This window comes from Bacteroidetes bacterium endosymbiont of Geopemphigus sp. (genome assembly GCF_002904345.1).
GTDB lineage: Bacteria > Bacteroidota > Bacteroidia > Flavobacteriales > Blattabacteriaceae > GSPS2-BC2016.
Window position 1 is genome coordinate 792,797 of record NZ_PEIH01000005.1, and the last position, 17,829, is coordinate 810,625.

A 17,829-nucleotide genomic window follows, 5' to 3' on the forward strand; every position below is an offset into this window, starting at 1 on the left:
TCTATGCAAACATTACTACAAAACATACATCCTGACAAGGTACCAAAGCATGTAGCTATTATCATGGACGGGAATGGTCGATGGGCACAAAAAAAAGGATTGATACGGACTTTTGGTCACAGAAATTCCATGAATTCCATAAAATCAACCCTCGAAGCTTGTCAAGAATTAAATATTCCTTACATTACACTGTATGCTTTTTCTTCGGAAAACTGGAAGCGTCCAGAGCAGGAGATTAGTTTTTTGATGGATTTGCTTCATAAAAGCCTTAAACAGAATTTAGATAAGATCCATGAAAATGGAATCCGCTTGATGGCTATAGGAAAAACTCATAATCTTCCTGAAAAGCTATCAAGCCAACTTGAATACTCTATAGAAAAAACAAAAAAAAATCAAGCAGCAACGCTTATTCTTGCTCTAAATTATAGCGCACGTCATGAGATTATTCGAGCTACAAGAAGTATCGCACAAAAGGTAACAGAGGGATCGATTAATTTAAATGATATCAATACAAAAGTATTTAAAGATCACCTTTATACGGCAGAAATTCCCGATGTAGATCTCATTATACGTACCAGCGGAGAGCAACGCATCAGTAATTTTCTGCTTTGGCAAGCAGCCTATGCTGAGCTTTATTTCACAGAGGTTCTCTGGCCTGATTTTAGAAAAAAAGACTTTTTTGAGGCCATTTACAACTACCAAAAAAGAGAGCGTCGTTTTGGGAAAATCGAAGAACAAATTCAGGATCAATATTCTAACCTTTCATGATGAAAAAACCTTTTTTTACTAGCTTATTTACAATCCTTTTTTTAAGTATACTTTCAGCCCAGAGCGATGTACAAATGCCAAATAGTGAAGAAATTCCTTACAAAGAAGCAAAAATCTACATTTTGGCAGATGTACAGATTAAAGGAGCGGAAGAATTTACCAAAAATCAGATTCTAGATTTTACTCATCTAAGTATAGGCGATAAAATTCAAATTCCCGGCAATAAAATTAATTATGCAGTAAAAAGACTCTGGGACACTCATTTATTTAATGATGTAGCGATTCATATTTTAAAAATAGAAAACCATCAACTCTATATTGAGATTTATCTCGAGGGACTCCCTGAACTCTCTGAAGTCGAGATTACAGAAATGAAAAAATCACAATTCGAAGAGATCTTTAAAGACAAGTCTTTGAAATCAGGAACAAAAATCACCGAAGATCTGTTAAATAGTATTCGAAATAGCCTGCGAAAATATTACGTGGATAAGGGTTATCCGGAAGCTCAAATCCATATTAAGACTTCTAAGGATAAGCAAAACAAAACAAAACTGACAATCCATATTGAAAAAGGCACCCGCATAAAAGTGGCACAAATCCTTTTCGAGGGAAATAAAGAATTGCCCAATGCACGCCTGCAGAGCACTATAAAAAACACCAGGAAAAAATATTTTTTAACCAATATATTCCATCCATCAAAATATATTCCTGAGAAGTTTGAAGAAGACTTAAAAAGCATCATGAAGAAATATCAGTCTCTGGGTTTTCGCGATGCTCATATAATGTCGGATTCTCTATGGAAGATCAATAAAAGAAATTATGGCATTAAAATAAAACTGGATGAAGGTCAACGTTATCATCTTGGAAATGTATCCTTTGTTGGAAATAAAGTATTTGATGATGATAAACTCAAACGGATTTTTACCTATAAAAAAGGAGATCCTTATGATTTTGTCGGAATAGAAAAAAAAACCTCTGATAGTCAAAATGATGCAAGCATTTCTTCTGCCTATCTCGATGAAGGATATCTTTTTTCAAGGGTAATTCCCGTGGAAACGATTGTGAAAGATCACACTGTAGATGTAGAAGTTTATATTCAAGAAAATAAAGCAGCTGTTTTTAACAAAGTAAAATTTTCAGGAAATACGATAACAAAAGATCATGTGATCGCACGCGAGCTGCTTACACATCCAGGAGATCTATTTTCTAAATCTGATATTAAGCGCACCTTGTTTGGCTTAGCGCAATTGGGATTTTTTGAACCAGAAAAAATTATTCCTGATATAAAGCCTAATCCATCTAATCATACTGTGGACCTTGAGTGGAAGCTCACCGAAAAAAGCTCTAGTCAAATCCAACTTCAGGGCGGCTACGGCGGACGACGATTTATTGGAACCATGGCTTTAAGTTTTGGTAATTTTTCCCTAGGAAATTTTTTTAAGGGAAAAGAATGGAATCCTATTCCTCAAGGCGATGGGCAACAGCTCTCTTTATCAGCCCAGGGTGGCCCTCGTTTTCAATCTTATAGCATTTCCTTTACAGAGCCGTGGATCAGCGGTAAAACCCCTACCTCTCTGAGCTCTTCCCTAAATTATTCTAAGCAGAGAATAAGCAGCAGAGAGAATTCAGATGGTAAGCTCAATACACTTGGAGCTTCACTAGGTCTTATTAAGCGACTAAACTGGCCTGATGATTACTTCAGTCTTTCCATGTCTCTGAATTATGATCGTTATTTTCGCTATAATACAGATATGGATATAAAAAAAATCTCTAAATATGGAGTATCGAATGATTTGAACTATTCAGTATCGCTTCGCCGTATTTCAGCAGGGCCAGACCCGATATTTCCCATTAGTGGATCGGAATTCGACTTAACGGGTATGTTTACTTTTCCTTGTTCTTTTTTTGATAAAAACAGCATCAAAGCAGATACTAAATGGGTGGATTACTATAAAATCAAAATCAGAAGTTATTGGTATACAGAAATTGTCAGGAAACTTGTGGCTAAGGTTGGGGGAGAATTCGGTTTTCTCGGAACTTATGGACCCGGTAAAGACATTTCTCCTTTTCAAAGATTTTTTATAGGGGGAACCGGCCTATTGGGGTTTCGCTTAGGTGGACGCGATTACATTCCTTTAAGGGGTTATACCGATGCAGAGCAAGCCAATAGCATTTCACCTGCGGGAGGAGGTGTGGTTTATAACAGGTTTCTTCTGGAACTTCGTTATCCTGTTGTGATGGCTGGAATGGCCAAAATATGGGTGCTGGGCTTTGCCGAGTCGGGAAATAGCGTGGAGGAATATAAAAAATACAAACCTTTTGAGCTGAAAAGAGCCACCGGTCTTGGCATGCGTATATTTATGCCCACTTTTGGTTTTCTCGGGATTGATTTCGGGTATGGATTTGATAGTGGACTGCGCTCAAAATGGCAGACCCATTTTGTAATAGGACGAGACTTATAAAAAACTAAAACGATGCTATCGCTCTGTAAAAAGTGTTTTTCTCTGTAGTTTTTATCATCACCTGTGCAAATACATATAAATAACGTTTTTGATATGTATATAGCGAGTATGTCATTAGAATAATGGGAAAAAGAGCTGCAGACAAAACAAGAGTCGCTCGATAAAATGATTAAGGGTCTTTCTAATAAAAAACCTTTATTTACAGAAGCTTCAGATCAAAAAACGAGAAAAAGAAATCGCCGAAAGTAAAATACAACTCAAGGAATTGCAAAAAAAATATTTTGGCCCTGAATCCGAAGTTATACGCATTCGGCAACAGCTAGCTCGGCCTGTACGGGATCAAAATATACAATGCCATACAAAGAGTAGCCAAGCGAAAACACTATTCATTTGCATTCGATAAGGCAAACAATTTGAATATGATGTATACAGATCCTAAATTTGGCATTACCATCGACGTGCTTAAAGAGCTCGACGTGAATAAAAATAGTAAATCAATTATAATTAAATCCAGAACACATGAAAAAAAGTATTGCATTTGCCTTTCTGTTTCTCCTGTTTACCTCGTTAGGTTTTTCACAATCTTCTAAAATAGCACATGTAAACACAGCCGATATTTTAGCAAATTTGCCTGAAATAAAAGCTGCGCAGGAAAAAATTAATGTACTAGAACAAAAACATCAAGGCGAGTTGCAAAAACTCATTCAGCAATTTCAGGAAAAAGCACAAGAATGCGAAAAAACCTCTCCTGTGAAGAAAAATTCTTGTAGCAAAGAAATGAATGATTTACAACAAAGGGCACAGAATTATCAACGTACAGCAGCTGAATCTTTAGAAAAAGAACAAGGCAATATCTTATCACCTATCTATGATAAAGTAGAAAAAACCATAAGCGAAGCAGCTCAAAATAAAAATTTGGAATACGTATTGGACAGCAGCCCCGGAAAAGGCGTACTTATGGCTAAAGGAATAGACCTTACACAAGAAATAAAGAGTAAATTGACAAAATAAATTAAAGTTCGTTATACTCATGATAAACGGACTTTATCAGGAAAAGAGTCGCTTTACGCGGCTTTTTTTAAGGTATTTCTTATGAAGAAAAAGTGCATGACGTGTAAAAACTCTTCCTTGTGGATTGGCAAAATTTCAGACGTGCTTTTTGCTATGATTCCTGTTTCATTACTTTATGATATACATGCAAACTCTTGCAATATCGCAGCTTTTTTAATTTTTTATCTACTTATCGAAAGAAAAGTAGCACACTTCAAATGTGTTCTTCCATACAAATGGCTGCTGATTTTTTGTAGTTTATATCTGCTGGAGATTTTTGGAATTTTCTATACAAAAGATTTTCTTTTTGGATTCAACTTGTTGGGAACCAGCTTAACGCTAATATTATTTCCATTATTTTTTCCTGTTTATTTAAAAGAACGAGGAAAAGAACATCTCTGGAAGATCCTATCTTTGTTTGTAGCGAATATTTTTCTTATAAGCCTTTGGACTTTTGTAAAGTGCCTGACCGGAAATACCCTTTTAAGCCCTGATCATAAATATTGTTTTGGCTATGAAATTCCTTATAAATATGTTTATTTCGGAATATATCTAAATTTTAGCTTCTGGACGGTGACTTATTATCTGTATATCCAGGGCAAGAAATTACACTTTGTAAGAAAAGTGACCCTTGCTATTCTTTCCTTTTTACTGCTATTTTTTCTCTACTACAGTGGTGGCAAAGCCGCTCTGCTTACTTGGATATTGACCCTAATCCTCTCTCTAATATTTATCGTTTCAGATTTTAGAAAGCAGAAAATTTTTAAAGTAATTTCTATAGGAGCATTATTTATCCTAACTATAGGAATTTTAGCTTTTCAAAACCCAAAGCTCAAAAATTATTTCACTGAACAATGGGAGAAAGTATATCAAAATTATTCCGTAGTTGAACGTATTCCTCTATGGAGGTGTGCAGTTGAAATTTTCAAAGAGCATCCTTTATTGGGCACAGGCTTGAGTAATGAAGTTGAAATTTTACATAACTGTTATAAAAAAGACCCTATACTTAAGGTAGTTACTAATTATAATTCCCATAATAGTTATCTGAGCGTCTCTGTACGTTTTGGACTTTTGGGAATAAGTTCCCTTTTACTCATGCTTCTTTATCCGATTCTCTGGAGCTTAAAGCATAAATATGGACTTTACACATTATTTTTAGGCTTATTTACCTTTTCAAATTTTTCAGAAAGCATGCTTGAGCGCCAGATCGGTCTGGTATTTTATTCCTACTTCAATATAGTTTTATTCAGCAGCTATTTCTTTTCAAGAAAAGTCGACGATTAGATGTTCATCGCAATCATCTAAAAAATTCTAGAAAAATATTTATATAAATCTTTTATGATTTCTTAGCTTGCTTTTTCCAAGTAAATATTCTTAAATATACACTAATTTAAAATTCTATTATTTATTATAATCTAATTTATAAAATAATAATTATATTAGTATTCATTTTTACGGAAAAATTTTTTTATCGTGAAATTCAGTAGGTTTAAATTAGGTTACTCCTACAGTCTCTCTATGAGCCGAGTGCGTAATTACAATTCGGGTACGCATCAAATCGGACTCGGTTGGATTTTATTATAGGTAAATCTAAATTTAGAATTTACGGCATTCACATGGTATCTCATATATAATAGTTATAGAAAAACTTCTAATAAGTAATGAAATTATTGCTATTAAAAGAAAATTAAGATAAATCTAACGGTCTTATCTTAACATCATTCTGTTGTATGAAAAATCTTGTCATAAAAAATATTTCAAATCTATATAGCATTGTATACAATTGCTTCAGCAATTTATGCCCAACAACCCATGATTACAAAACCGGCTTTTACCAAAGACTTCGAAGGAGCTAAACATGCCGATCAAAAACTTCCTCTCACAAAAGGAGAGGTTTTACTTGAGCATGTCAGTCGCGCCCTGATAGACCAAATCAGTATAATGTAATGACAGAATTTAGGGAATATAAATACCCTGATCGGATTGTAAAAGATCATACTGGTCAAAAAGGGAATCATGGCAATCTACTGGTTATGAATGGCAGGAACGAAAGAAAGGTAACGGAAATGTACAAATTTCGTATTAACGATATTTGCTCAAACAGTCATTATAAATTTTCCTATTAGGCAAAGCTTTTGGAGCCTTATAACCACCCACTAGCAGAGGCAATATAATAGGTGAAGTATTTGATAATCAAACCAGAGAGTCACTTGCTAAAAAAGAAAGCGGCTATTTAAAGTATGATTCTAACCCTGATCAGTGGATGGAACAAAATTTTATCATTAAAACTATAAATAATAAAGAGCTTGAATTTAAGCTTACCGATATAGGTTCCTTGCCTGATGGTCCGCATGGGAGTTGTCACTATTATAGAACTGGATGACATACAGGCTAAATCCGAAGCCGGATCAATCAAACTTATAGTATTGATAATCAAATACACAATACAAGAACTTATAATGCATACAAGGGAAACCATCAGAAAATAGAAGTAAAACTCATAAGAGAATTTCCTTATAAAAAACAGCAACAAAGAAAACCCGGAAAGGTCAACTGGAATGACATTCCTCAGAACAATGCAGAATTTATCGATATTAAAACAATTGATAATTGTATAGAATATAGTAATTGTGGCCTCTACAGACAGTCAATCCTGTAGGTTGTTTATCTGAGAGATAGAAAATCGAAATGCTCGAAGATAACAAGCCTTTACTATCCAATAAATGACAGTAAACATATAGAATATTTGCGATAGCGGAGATTTTCCTAAAATCAACTTAGCAACCGATAAAAATAATCAAGCACTTAATGAACAGACTGTAGAAACCGCAACTTATTATGCAGAAGCTCTTTACTACAAAAGGATATGCATCTAACCTAATACAGGTAGGAATCGTCAAAAAAACAGACCCATGTGTTCTCAGTAACATCCAAAATCGATTATTACTTCTATGGGGAGATAAGCCGGAGCTTTCTTTCACTCTTGATCCTTCAACAAACTCTAGAGAAATTACAGAAGCTAAGCTCAAAACTCCTTCGGACGCAAACATAACGCTTAACACTCACGAGATAGAAAATCTTAGCTCGGGGAATCTTCCTAAAGGATTATCCGGATTTTTAGTAAGAAAGATCGTGGGAAGTATACTGTAGAACTGACAAGCAATGGTTGCCGATCCGGAGGATCCGGTGAAAAGCTGTGTAGAAGATTTGCTTTTTCCTGAGCCTAAGGGAGAAAAACCTAACTATTGAATACTCCATAGACGGGGTGAATTTCCAGTCTTCTCCTTTATTTTCAGGAATAAAAGAAGGAATCTATGAGTTTTTATGCACGATAAGGATCAGTGCGTGGTAAAAGCGCTCTTTAAAACAAAATATTTAAAAATTGAAGAGGCTATCTCCTAATGCAGATGGTATTAATGATCTGCGGGATATCTCTGGGCTATCAGGTTGTCAAAATATTAGGGTAACGATCTTTGACAGATACGAAAGGGTGCTTACTGAGCTTAACTCATCCCAGATCTTATGGGATGGGTATTATCTAAATAAAGATGCGACTTCCGACATCTATTGGTAACTTATTCATTCCAGATACGGAAAAAGACCCGATAAAAGAGGGTCCGATTGCCATTAAAAGAAAATAAAGAAATATACCCTACAGATCATAATGATCTGTAGGGTATATTAGAAATATCAAGACACGTTTGTTTCTTTTTGGATAAATTTTTCTGAAAAAAAACTAGAAAAGGATATAGCGGAATCTACTGGATATATTTCTTGCATTATCTTTGAGGCATATATGCTTAGGAAAGATAATAGTGGTACCTCCCAGAATCGAACTGGGGACACACGGATTTTCAGTCCGTTGCTCTACCAACTGAGCTAAGGTACCTTCGCACAAGGTAGTACGCAAATCTAAGAGAAAATATAATACCTTCCAAGATCGGAAGCATTCAAAAAAATCTTGAAAAATCTTGTTTTCTTATGAAAATAAAAAATTACATCTTTGTATGTACTTGTAAAACTTATTTTGTGCGTCTACAGCGACATTTCAAGAGTATATTCTTTTTAGTTCTATTCCCTTTGTTTATAGGAATCCAGGCCCAAACTTTATCCACTTCCTCTTATGGTCACTATGGACTCGGAGAGAAATTCGTTGACAATGATGTTTTAATAAAAAGCATGGGAGGAATTTCAACTACTTACGAAATGCCCATGGGCAGCGGAATTAACTTTTTCAATCCAGCTGCGAACGGTAAAATCGGTAGCAGCGTTTTTTCACTCGAAGGAGCCTCTTTTTGGACGAGATATTCCGGAAAAAATGCCCCTGAGCTTAAAAATACCTTTTTTTTTTCAAAAATTTCACTAGGGTTTCCTCTAGATGAAAAATGGCGCGCAGCGCTGGCCTATCAACCCTACAGCGGTTATTTTCATCCTTTCTCAAAAGATACTATTCCCGATAGAATCTCTCAGTTAGATCAGCCGGTAGACGATATCAAAGGATCAGGAGGTTTAAATGCGTTACAAGGCCTGATCAATTATAGCATTAATAAAAATTTTCAGTTAGGATTTAGCGGAAGTTATGTTTTCGGAAACATAGAGAGACGTTATCAAAAAAAACTATCAGAAGATAGCACGAAATTATGGGAATTTGATGATAAACTTAATGCACTGGAAATTAAATTAGGCGCTCTTTACAGCGATTTTTACCAGAGAGGGAAAAGATGGATAATAGGAGCCACTTACGGCATCGGAACTAAATCCGATTTGACAAGAAACCTTAGCTCATACAAGCTCGAAATGGTGGGAAAAGATAATCCCAATCCGGAAAAAGGAAAAGAGCAAAAAAAGATTAAAGAGTTAGATGTTAAGGATCGCTACTCAGAATCAAATAAAATTTCATTTCGCCTGCCCGGTTCTTTTAGTTTAGGCTTTGCCTATGGGGAAGATTTCCATTGGATGATCAGTGGGCAATTTGATTGGAATAAAAACAGCGAATTAGATTCTTTAAAACTTCCCAGAGTTCAAGGTCGAGAAGATCAGAAAAATAGTCAGAGATTTTCTTTAGGAGGATATTGGATTCCAAAATCCAATTCCTATAAGAGTTATTTCTCAAGGGTGATCTATCGGGCAGGTCTTTACTATGAAAACAGCGGTTTGGTCGTTTCTCGTGAATTGATCAATGATTACGGTCTAAGTCTTGGCGCAAGTTTTTCGTTAAAAATCAAAAAAGAGTTTGATGAAGACTCTTCTTACCTGAACGTGGGATTTGGACTAGGACAAAGGGGGACTACCCAAAAAGCGCTTCTTAAAGAAACCTATGCAAATTTAAGAGTGGGTTTTACCTTCGGCGCCAAATGGTTTAAAAAAAGACTCTACCGTTGATCCTTTTTGCTACAAGCAAATCACCACTTAAAATGAAACAGAGATCTTATTTAAGAAGATATTTTCTTTTAATCTCTCTTGTATTTTATGCATCTTGTAAGGGTGATATATCTCATAAAGCCGATAAAAACGAAACACCCGATCGGGTGTTTACTCAGGCACATATTATTCATAAAGATTCAGGAGAATTAAAAATGGACCTCAAAGCGCCTGTTATCGAACAATATCAATTTGAACAAGGAAAAAACCAAAAGTTATTTCCCAGTGGAATACACGTAATTTTTTATGAAAAAAATAAGATCACGCCAGGTCACTTAAAAGCTCACTGGGCAGAAGAACTTGAATCAGAAGGTCTTTATAAAGCAAAAGGCCAAGTAGAAATTATTAATGCACAGGGAGATACTCTGCGAACTGATGAAATTTTTTGGAATCGAGGAGAAAAAAAAATCTATACCAATGCTTTAACGCAAATTCACCGCGCCGATGGCACGGAACTTACAGCAAAAAACGGCCTGGAAAGCTCTGAAGATCTCAACGATCTCATATTAAAAAACACCGAAGGAACCATTCCTCTTAAGGAAAATGATTCGCTATGATTTCCGGCATATTTTTCATACTGATCACTTTAGTCTTGTCGGCTTTTTTTTCGGGTATGGAAATGGCGCTTATATCCTGTAATCGTTTTCAGATAGAGCTACAAAAAAAGAAAGAAAACCTCTCTTCTAAACTTTTATCCAGGATTAGCGCACAATCCAGACGCTTTATCGCCACTATGCTCATAGGTAATAATATTGTCCTTGTGATTTACGGATTGTATATGGGTGATTTGATGACAGAACTATTACTGAGCAATCTACCCTCAGGCATCGAACCAGGACTTTCTACTCTTCTTTTACAAAGCATTTTATCCACTATCATCATTTTAGTGACAGCGGAATTTTTACCCAAAGTATTCTTTGGTCTTTATGCAGTTGAGGTGCTCAATTTTTTTGCTATACCCGCCTATATTGCTTTTCAAGTACTTTCCCCTATAACAACTCTGCTCATGTGGCTTTCTGATAAATTTTTAAGAATATCGGGGGAAAAAGAGCAAAACGAAACACGAATCTTTGACAGAGAAGATCTTACTTTCTTCGTTTCGGAAAAAATAGAAAATCTTCGTAAAGAAGATATCGAGTCCGAAGTGGAAATCTTTCACAGAGCTTTGGATTTTTCTCAAATCAAAGCCAGAGAATGCATGGTTCCTCGAAATGAAGTAGTTGCGGTAAATATAGACGACTCCATAGAAGAGATTACCAAAAAATTTATCAAAAACGGACTCTCGAAGATCCTCGTATGTGAAGAAGGAGATCTTGACAAGCTTAAAGGATATCTACACTATTTTGAACTTTTCAAAAAACCCAAGGATCTTGGTTCAATTTTATTGCCTGTAGAGTTCGTGCATGCCACTATGCGGGCCCAGGAGGTAATGAATCTCCTAATTAGAAAACACAAAAGCATCGCTATAGTACTCGATGAATATGGAGGAACAGCTGGTTTGATCACTATTGAAGATCTGCTGGAAGAATTTCTGGGGAATATAGAAGATGAGCACGATAAGAATCACCTGCTAGAAAAAAAGCTCAGAAAAGCCGAATTTCTTTTCTCCGCGCGTCTTGAAATTAATTATTTAAATGATAAATACAGATTTGATCTACCCAGCTCGGAGCAATATGAAACCATCGGAGGCTTAGTGGTTGCCCAGAGAGAAGACATTCCAAAAGTGGGTGAAAGTGTACAACTTAAAAATATATACATCGAAGTGAGGAAAGTTTCTAAAAACAAGATAGAAGAGGTTTTCGTAAGACGAAATAAAGCCTAACAATAATTCTTTCAAGTTTTACTTTTAAATCGTACTTTCGTGCGCGTTACAAGTTGTATTTCAGATGGCTTTATTGGGAAATATCAGAAAACATTCCTGGTTATTGATCATAGTTATTGGGCTGGCAATGCTTGCCTTTCTTATAGATCCTAAAACACTTTCAATTCTAAGAAAAGACCCAAATATCATCGGGAAAATTAATGGTGAGGAGATTACACGTCAAGAATATCTTCAACAAATAGAATTTTATAAGCAATTCTCTCAGAGCGCGCCTGAAAACTATTTAACTTTCCAAACCTGGAATGCTATGCTGAGTGAAAAACTTTTAAATCAGCAAGCGCAAAAAATTGGCTTGCAAGTAAATGATAAAGATTTCTGGGAAGCCATTAAAAGACAATCGATATACAGCGGACTTCAGCAATTTCAAGATGAAAGGGGTGCTTTCAGTCGAAAAAAATTTAAGGATTATCTCTCTAAGATAGAAGAGAATGTAAAAACAGATCCGCAAGCAGAAAAAGAGTATAAATTATGGCTTTATCAGAAAGAAAATATTCCACGTCAATTAATGGCTACTCAATATATGGAGATGGTTTTTACAGCCTTAAACACTACCAAATCACAAACGAAAGCACTACATGAGGCCAAAAATTTATCTACCAAAATCAATTATCTTTTTATTCCTTATCAAAAATACGAAGCAAAATATCCCGTCTCTGTAAAAGACGAAGAAATTCAAAAATATATCCAGTTACATAAAGTACTTTACAAAAAACCTACTTCCAGAGATCTGAGCTTGGTGGTTTTTCCCGGGAATCCTTCAAAAGAAGATATTGAAAAAACACAAAAACAGATACAAGACTTAGTTAAAGAACTAAAAAGCACGAATGACAACGAGGGATTTATTTCAGCTAATTCTGAAGTACCTTATAATTCAGAGTATTATTCGGAAGAATACGTGCCTGATTTTTTAAAAAACTTCGTTAAGAGCACTCAGACCGGAGAAATTTATGGGCCGATAAAAGAGTCAAACTCTTATATTATAATTAAACTTGTGGATAAAAAAATGCTTTCCGCATCTACTAAAGCTAGTCACATTCTCATCACTTATAAAGGAGCTTCACGTTCAAAAGCTATCCGTAGTAAAGAAGAAGCTCAAAAACTGGCTGAAAATCTCCTGGCAGCTATTAAGTCAGATCCAAAAAAATTTGAAACGTTCTTAGAAAAATCAGATGATCCTTCAGCAAATAAGAATAAAGGGGACCTAGGCTGGAGCAAACGAAATGAACGCAACTTCGTTCCCGATTTTCAGAATTACATAGTAGAACAGCCCAAAGGAAACATTGGAATAGTAGAAACACCTTTTGGTTATCACATTGTAAAAATCGATGACAAAAGCCCTCCGGAGCCCGCTTATCAACTAGCTATATTGGCAAAAAGCCTGCGGCCGTCAAAGGAGACTGAAAACGCTTTATATGCTCAAGCCAGTAAATTTATTCAAGATATTTCAAAAGTTGATACTAATACTTTTGTTAATAAGGCTCGTAAATCAGGTTATCAGACAGTAGTTTCGAAAGGAGTTTTAGCTTCGCAGCCTTCTATCGAAGAACTTAAAACGGACTCTGATCCAGAGGTCATTCGTTGGGCTTTTGAAAAAGGACGTAAAAAAGGGGATACCAAAATGTTTACCACCTCCTCTGGAGATTACATCATAGCAAGTATTTCAGGTATTCAGCAAGAGGGCCTGGCTGCTTTAGAGAATGTAAAAGAAGAGATCATTCCTATTCTGAAAAAAAAGAAACTAGCTGCGATTTTATCTGAAAAAATAAAAAAGATAAACGCTACTACTCTTCAGGGGCTCTCCAATACCTTAGAAGAAAAGATAACAGAAAATATCCATGTACAACTCTCTAATCCTCAACTCGAGGGAATAGGACCAGAACCTAAAGTAGTGGGCACAGCTATGGGTATTGCGCTACATAAAATCTCTTTACCTATCGTAGGTAATAAAGGCGTATTCGTACTCTACGCCTTACAACGCATCTCCCAAACTCTCAAAACCGATAACTATTCTAAAAAAACATATGGTAGAGAAAATGCTGATCTTGCACTAATTTTCCAGACATTAAAAAACAAATCTAAGATTAAAGACTACAGACATTAGGAACTAACAAGAAAAGAAAATTAAGAAGTTTTTTTTAATTTTTTAGAGAATATTTCTCTATCTATCCTGCGTAAAATGATGTGAAAATGATCAGGGTTTTCAACAAAATTAATCGCATCTACATCGATAATAAGTAAAGGTCCTGCATTATAATTTTTAATCCAAGCTTCATAACGCTCATTAAGATGTATTAAGTAATCTTCATTAATGCTTTTTTCATAAACTCGTCCTCTTTTATGAATCTGCTCAAGCAGAGTGACGATTGAAGCTCGAAGATAGATCAGCAAACGAGGAGCCTCAATAAAAGACTGCATAGTCTCGAAAAGAGATTTATAAGTTGCATAATCTCTTGAATCCAACAAACCCATTCCATAAAGATTCGCTGCAAATATGTATGCATCTTCATATATGGTTCTGTCCTGAATGATGTTTTCCTTGCTATTCTGCAGAAGTTTAAGCTTTTTTAAGCGGTGACCCAGGAAATAGACTTGAAGATGAAATGCCCATCGACTCATATCATTGTAGAAGTTATCTAAGTAAGGATTGTCATCTACATCTCCATAATGAGGCTTCCATTGATAATGACTGGCCAACATGCCTGTAAGAGTAGTTTTACCAGCGCCAATATTTCCCGCTATAGAAATGTGCATTCTTTGTAAAACGTTTTATCAAAGAAACTCCGTAGAGCAAAAATTTAAGTTTCGTCATCTTTTGAAATAGAGCTCTCATCTTTTGCATTGCAGTACAAACATCGAATATTCCCTAATTCTTCCTTGCAATATAGTGCAATTATCAAAATCAACAGCCTAGTTTGGTTTACTCTTTAAATTGAATATTCTCTGGAAATATTTTGTATGAAGTTGCATATACCTATTTCCCCCGAACATAGATGATGTTAAGAATCCCATAATATCATTTTGCATTCAAAGCAAACTCTCTTTAAAACTACCTGAAAGATATGTTCCTCATAACATCTTCTTATTATTTTATTCTCTTACTGAGAATACAACAGTGGCTGCCGAAAAAGTAAGTTATTTTATGATCATTTTTAAAATAGGGAAACATAAGGCCTTTGAGTCATATCCCTCGAAATTCTATTTAAATGGAACGTTCATATCCTAAAATAACAAAGTATACTCTACCCAATAACTTAACGTCTGATATTACAGAAGTGCTCATGGGGCTAAAGAAACAAGTCATATTTGAGGATGTGAATTATCTTTTTCTTTAAATAAGCAATATTAATTAACATTACCGGATCCAGAAAAAAAAATTGCTTTATAATAAAACATGTACTACATTTTATATGTATCTCTAAATCATGTAACATGCTTGTATTAAATGATTTGTTAAAAGTATCTTTATATAAAGTACTTCGAAATATTCTTCAACGCCACGAAAATTTATGTATGTTTTTTACCCTCAATGTATCGAGCTGAAATACTCAATAATAACAAATAAATGAAAAAATTCCAATACTGAAAATGTGCTTAAATCTATGCATAAAATATTATACTGGTGACCTCGGAGGGAGTCGAACCCCCACCATGGGAACCGGAATCCCACGTTCTATCCGGTTAAACTACGGGGCCTTTGGAGGGCGAAAATTAATCAATGTAGATGAGAAAAACGTATTATCAAAGGATTCTATTAAAAACATTCATCGTTATATGCAGACCTTTCATACCGAAAGAAATGATTCCATCTAGAGCGTTTTCCATAGGTTCGATAAGTGCAGAAAGTTCCTTTTGAGTCCATGTACCCAATACATAATCCACTTGCTTTCCTTTTTTAAATCCCTTTCCCACACCTATGCGCAGACGCGGATAATTAGAAGTAGACAATATCTCCTGAATATTTTTCAGACCATTATGACCACCATCGCTTCCTTTGGGTCGAAGACGCAGTGTGCCTAATTCCAAATGAATATCATCGGCAACCACCAGTAGTTGATCTGTAGAGAGGTTTTCTTTGTCCATCCAATATTTTACAGCCTTTCCACTTAGGTTAATAAAGGTATCGGGCTTAAGCAATAGAAAAAGCTTTCCTCTATGATGTAAACGCAAAACATCGCCGAAGTAATCTGAAGAGAAATTTGTAGCATGCTTTTGAGCTAGATGATCCAGGACCTTGAAACCAATATTATGACGGGTATTTTCATAGAAAACACCTTTGTTACCCAGACCTGTAATAAGAAATTTTTGCACCTGAGGATTTGCCATTTATTGGATAAAAGTAATAAAAATAGCTTCTAAAAAGAAGGTTATTTGCAGGGATAACTCTGATAAACTTACGAACAATAAAGCGTGTTTTATTTCTCATTTGGACACTGAACTAAGTAATAACAGCTATATTCCTGAATTTTGATCTTCTTATAGTAAGAATGCTCTAATGGATTTGTTAAAGTTAATCCTCCGATATCTTCTCCCATTATACTTATCAAAGTATTATTACTACAAATCATAAAATTTTATTTTTTATTATGAAAATACTTTTATGTATTTAATCGGTTTTGGATTATTTTTCTTCCCATAGAAGTAAGAAAACTTTCCGGATGGTATTGTAAACCTACAAGGTAAGATGTTTTAAGCCGTAAAGACATAATGTTTACTTCATTATCTCTTGAAATAATTATCGAGCTCTTGGGTAAGTTGATATTTTTTACTACCTAACTATGATATCTTGCAAGGTCTATATTATTGGGAATTTTTGAATAAATTTTTTTCTCGGGATCCAATTCATTATTTGTATTAATACCATGATATACTTGTTGGGTATTGGCAAGCTTGGCTCTAAAAGCTACATCTATTGCCTGATGACCTAGACAAATTCCTCAAAAGCTACCTTTTTTATATCCAGGTGTTTGAAGTTAACGTAAAGTTCTTGTATTTACAGAAACACCCATACTCTCTGTCTTTGCAAAACCTTAAGTAGACGATAGAAGTGAATTGCTATTGCTCAGAGTCATGAAATTAATAGATGTCATTTATAATGATCTTTCCGAAAGATACGCATGCAATTACAATAATATGAAAAGGATAAGTTTCTTAACCCATTGATTTCATTGACCTATGGTTAGATATAGATGCGTGGAAAATTCAACTACATTTTTTCATTTTGAGTATGAGTGGAATAGCTATACCATTTCTTCAGAACTTCAGCCATTTCTTGCGGCAAAGGCGCTTCGAAGCACATGAACTTGCCACTCATTGGATGAATAAAGCCTAAAGATTGGGCATGCAAAAATTGTCCTTGTAAGAGGGAAAAACAATTTTTAACGAATTGCTGATATTTAGCAAATGTCGTTCCCTTAAGAATTTTATCCCCTCCATAGCGGGTATCGTTAAATAAAGGATGTCCCATATGTTTTAAATGCGCACGTATCTGATGAGTACGCCCCGTTTCCAGACGACAGCTAATTAAAGTAACATAACCAAGTTTCTTAATTATCTCATAATGAGTAATAGCTAATTTACCATAAGAATCCTCGGGAAAGACTTCCATGCGCTGACGATTATGTAAGCTCCGGCCTATATTTCCTCTGATAGTTCCTGAAGTTTCAAGATTTCCCCAAACAAGGGCAAGGTAGTGGCGTTGGATACTACGCCTGAAAAATTGTCGAGCTAAATGTTGTAAACTATAATCATCTTTTGCCACAACTAATAACCCACTGGTATCCTTGTCAATACGATGTACGAGTCCCATACGATCTAAAAAATTTACCTTATTTTTAGTAGCAAAGTGGTATTTAAGGGCGTTTAAGAGCGTACCATTATAATTACCATGCCCTGGATGAACTACCATCCCTGCCGATTTATTAACTACTGCTAAGGCGTCATCTTCGTATATAATATCCAAAGAAATATTTTCCGATAGAATTTTCAAAGACCGTGGCGGATGGGCCATCATCACTCTGACTACATCCAGGGGCTTTACTCGATAATTTTGCTTAACAGGCTGATTATTAGCTAGTATATTACCTACCCTAGCTGCATTTTGAATTTTATTGCGTGTAGCACGCTCTATAAAATTCACTAAGAATTTATCAATTCTAAGGGGCTCTTGACCTTTATCCGCTATAAAGCGAAAATGCTCATAATGTGAGGCTTCTTCAGAGGATTCATCATGGATTTCTTCAGGCACTT

15 protein-coding genes, 2 tRNA genes and 1 pseudogene are annotated in these 17,829 nt (G+C 35.2%); 12 read left to right on the plus strand and 6 right to left on the minus strand.

Annotated features, from left to right (window positions below; all coding sequences use genetic code 11):
• The first annotated feature begins 3 nt into the window (after positions 1–3).
• From uppS to CS842_RS08005, 8 genes are all read left to right on the plus strand, one after another.
• Positions 4–768, plus strand: a complete 765-nt coding sequence (uppS, locus tag CS842_RS05090) for an undecaprenyl pyrophosphate synthase (protein WP_103327771.1) — start codon at positions 4–6, stop codon at positions 766–768.
• Positions 765–3,230 (plus strand): outer membrane protein assembly factor BamA, encoded by a 2,466-nt coding sequence (gene bamA, locus CS842_RS05095; protein ID WP_103327772.1) that lies wholly within the window; start codon positions 765–767, stop codon positions 3,228–3,230. The genes uppS and bamA overlap by 4 nt, the downstream gene beginning before the upstream one ends.
• 519 nt (positions 3,231–3,749) lie before the next feature.
• Positions 3,750–4,241: an OmpH/Skp family outer membrane protein gene (locus tag CS842_RS05100; protein ID WP_103327773.1), complete on the plus strand. Its 492-nt coding sequence runs from the start codon at positions 3,750–3,752 to the stop codon at positions 4,239–4,241.
• 96 nt (positions 4,242–4,337) lie between these two features.
• On the plus strand, positions 4,338–5,564 hold the full coding sequence (locus tag CS842_RS05105; protein ID WP_195909898.1) for an O-antigen ligase family protein: 1,227 nt from the start codon (positions 4,338–4,340) through the stop codon (positions 5,562–5,564).
• A gap of 189 nt (positions 5,565–5,753) precedes the next feature.
• Positions 5,754–5,864 (plus strand): type IX secretion system membrane protein PorP/SprF, encoded by a 111-nt coding sequence (locus tag CS842_RS08000; RefSeq protein ID WP_195909899.1) that lies wholly within the window; start codon positions 5,754–5,756, stop codon positions 5,862–5,864.
• 228 nt (positions 5,865–6,092) lie between these two features.
• The gene (locus CS842_RS07485) at positions 6,093–6,227 is read left to right on the plus strand and encodes a hypothetical protein (protein WP_265614138.1); all 135 of its coding nucleotides are present in this window, start codon (positions 6,093–6,095) and stop codon (positions 6,225–6,227) included.
• An 891-nt stretch (positions 6,228–7,118) separates the two neighbouring features.
• Positions 7,119–7,430, plus strand: coding sequence for a hypothetical protein (locus tag CS842_RS05115; RefSeq protein WP_103327776.1), 312 nt, complete (start codon positions 7,119–7,121; stop codon positions 7,428–7,430).
• A 232-nt stretch (positions 7,431–7,662) separates the two neighbouring features.
• Positions 7,663–7,854, plus strand: coding sequence for a T9SS type B sorting domain-containing protein (locus CS842_RS08005; protein ID WP_103327777.1), 192 nt, complete (start codon positions 7,663–7,665; stop codon positions 7,852–7,854).
• Between the two features lie 242 nt (positions 7,855–8,096).
• Here CS842_RS08005 and CS842_RS05125 read toward each other — a convergent pair.
• Positions 8,097–8,169 (minus strand) — tRNA-Phe (locus CS842_RS05125).
• 92 nt (positions 8,170–8,261) lie between these two features.
• Here CS842_RS05125 and bamG point away from each other — a divergent pair.
• The 4 genes from bamG to CS842_RS05145 all read left to right on the plus strand — a co-directional run bounded on the left by bamG (position 8,262) and on the right by CS842_RS05145 (position 13,684).
• Positions 8,262–9,662 (plus strand): BamG family beta-barrel-assembly machinery protein, encoded by a 1,401-nt coding sequence (bamG, locus tag CS842_RS05130; protein ID WP_103327778.1) that lies wholly within the window; start codon positions 8,262–8,264, stop codon positions 9,660–9,662.
• A gap of 32 nt (positions 9,663–9,694) precedes the next feature.
• Entirely contained in the window at positions 9,695–10,258 is a 564-nt protein-coding gene (gene lptC, locus CS842_RS05135) for an LPS export ABC transporter periplasmic protein LptC (RefSeq protein WP_146037463.1), read from the plus strand.
• Positions 10,255–11,523 (plus strand): hemolysin family protein, encoded by a 1,269-nt coding sequence (locus CS842_RS05140; RefSeq protein WP_103327780.1) that lies wholly within the window; start codon positions 10,255–10,257, stop codon positions 11,521–11,523. The genes lptC and CS842_RS05140 overlap by 4 nt, the downstream gene beginning before the upstream one ends.
• A gap of 64 nt (positions 11,524–11,587) precedes the next feature.
• The gene (locus tag CS842_RS05145; protein WP_103327781.1) at positions 11,588–13,684 is read left to right on the plus strand and encodes a peptidylprolyl isomerase; all 2,097 of its coding nucleotides are present in this window, start codon (positions 11,588–11,590) and stop codon (positions 13,682–13,684) included.
• Between the two features lie 20 nt (positions 13,685–13,704).
• Here the strand turns inward: CS842_RS05145 and CS842_RS05150 are convergent, their stop codons facing one another.
• The 5 genes and pseudogenes from CS842_RS05150 to CS842_RS05170 form a co-directional block, all read right to left on the minus strand.
• Positions 13,705–14,334, minus strand: a complete 630-nt coding sequence (locus tag CS842_RS05150) for a deoxynucleoside kinase (RefSeq protein ID WP_103327782.1) — start codon at positions 14,332–14,334, stop codon at positions 13,705–13,707.
• Between the two features lie 866 nt (positions 14,335–15,200).
• A tRNA-Arg gene (locus CS842_RS05155) sits at positions 15,201–15,276 on the minus strand.
• 45 nt (positions 15,277–15,321) lie between these two features.
• Positions 15,322–15,906 carry an aminoacyl-tRNA hydrolase gene (pth, locus tag CS842_RS05160; RefSeq protein ID WP_103327783.1) on the minus strand — a complete coding sequence of 195 codons (585 nt, stop codon included), beginning with the start codon at positions 15,904–15,906 and terminating at the stop codon, positions 15,322–15,324.
• A 272-nt stretch (positions 15,907–16,178) separates the two neighbouring features.
• Positions 16,179–16,514: pseudogene (locus CS842_RS08010) on the minus strand (glutamine amidotransferase-related protein).
• 272 nt (positions 16,515–16,786) lie between these two features.
• Positions 16,787–17,827, minus strand: coding sequence for an RluA family pseudouridine synthase (locus CS842_RS05170; RefSeq protein ID WP_103327785.1), 1,041 nt, complete (start codon positions 17,825–17,827; stop codon positions 16,787–16,789).
• Positions 17,828–17,829: the final 2 nt, after the last annotated feature.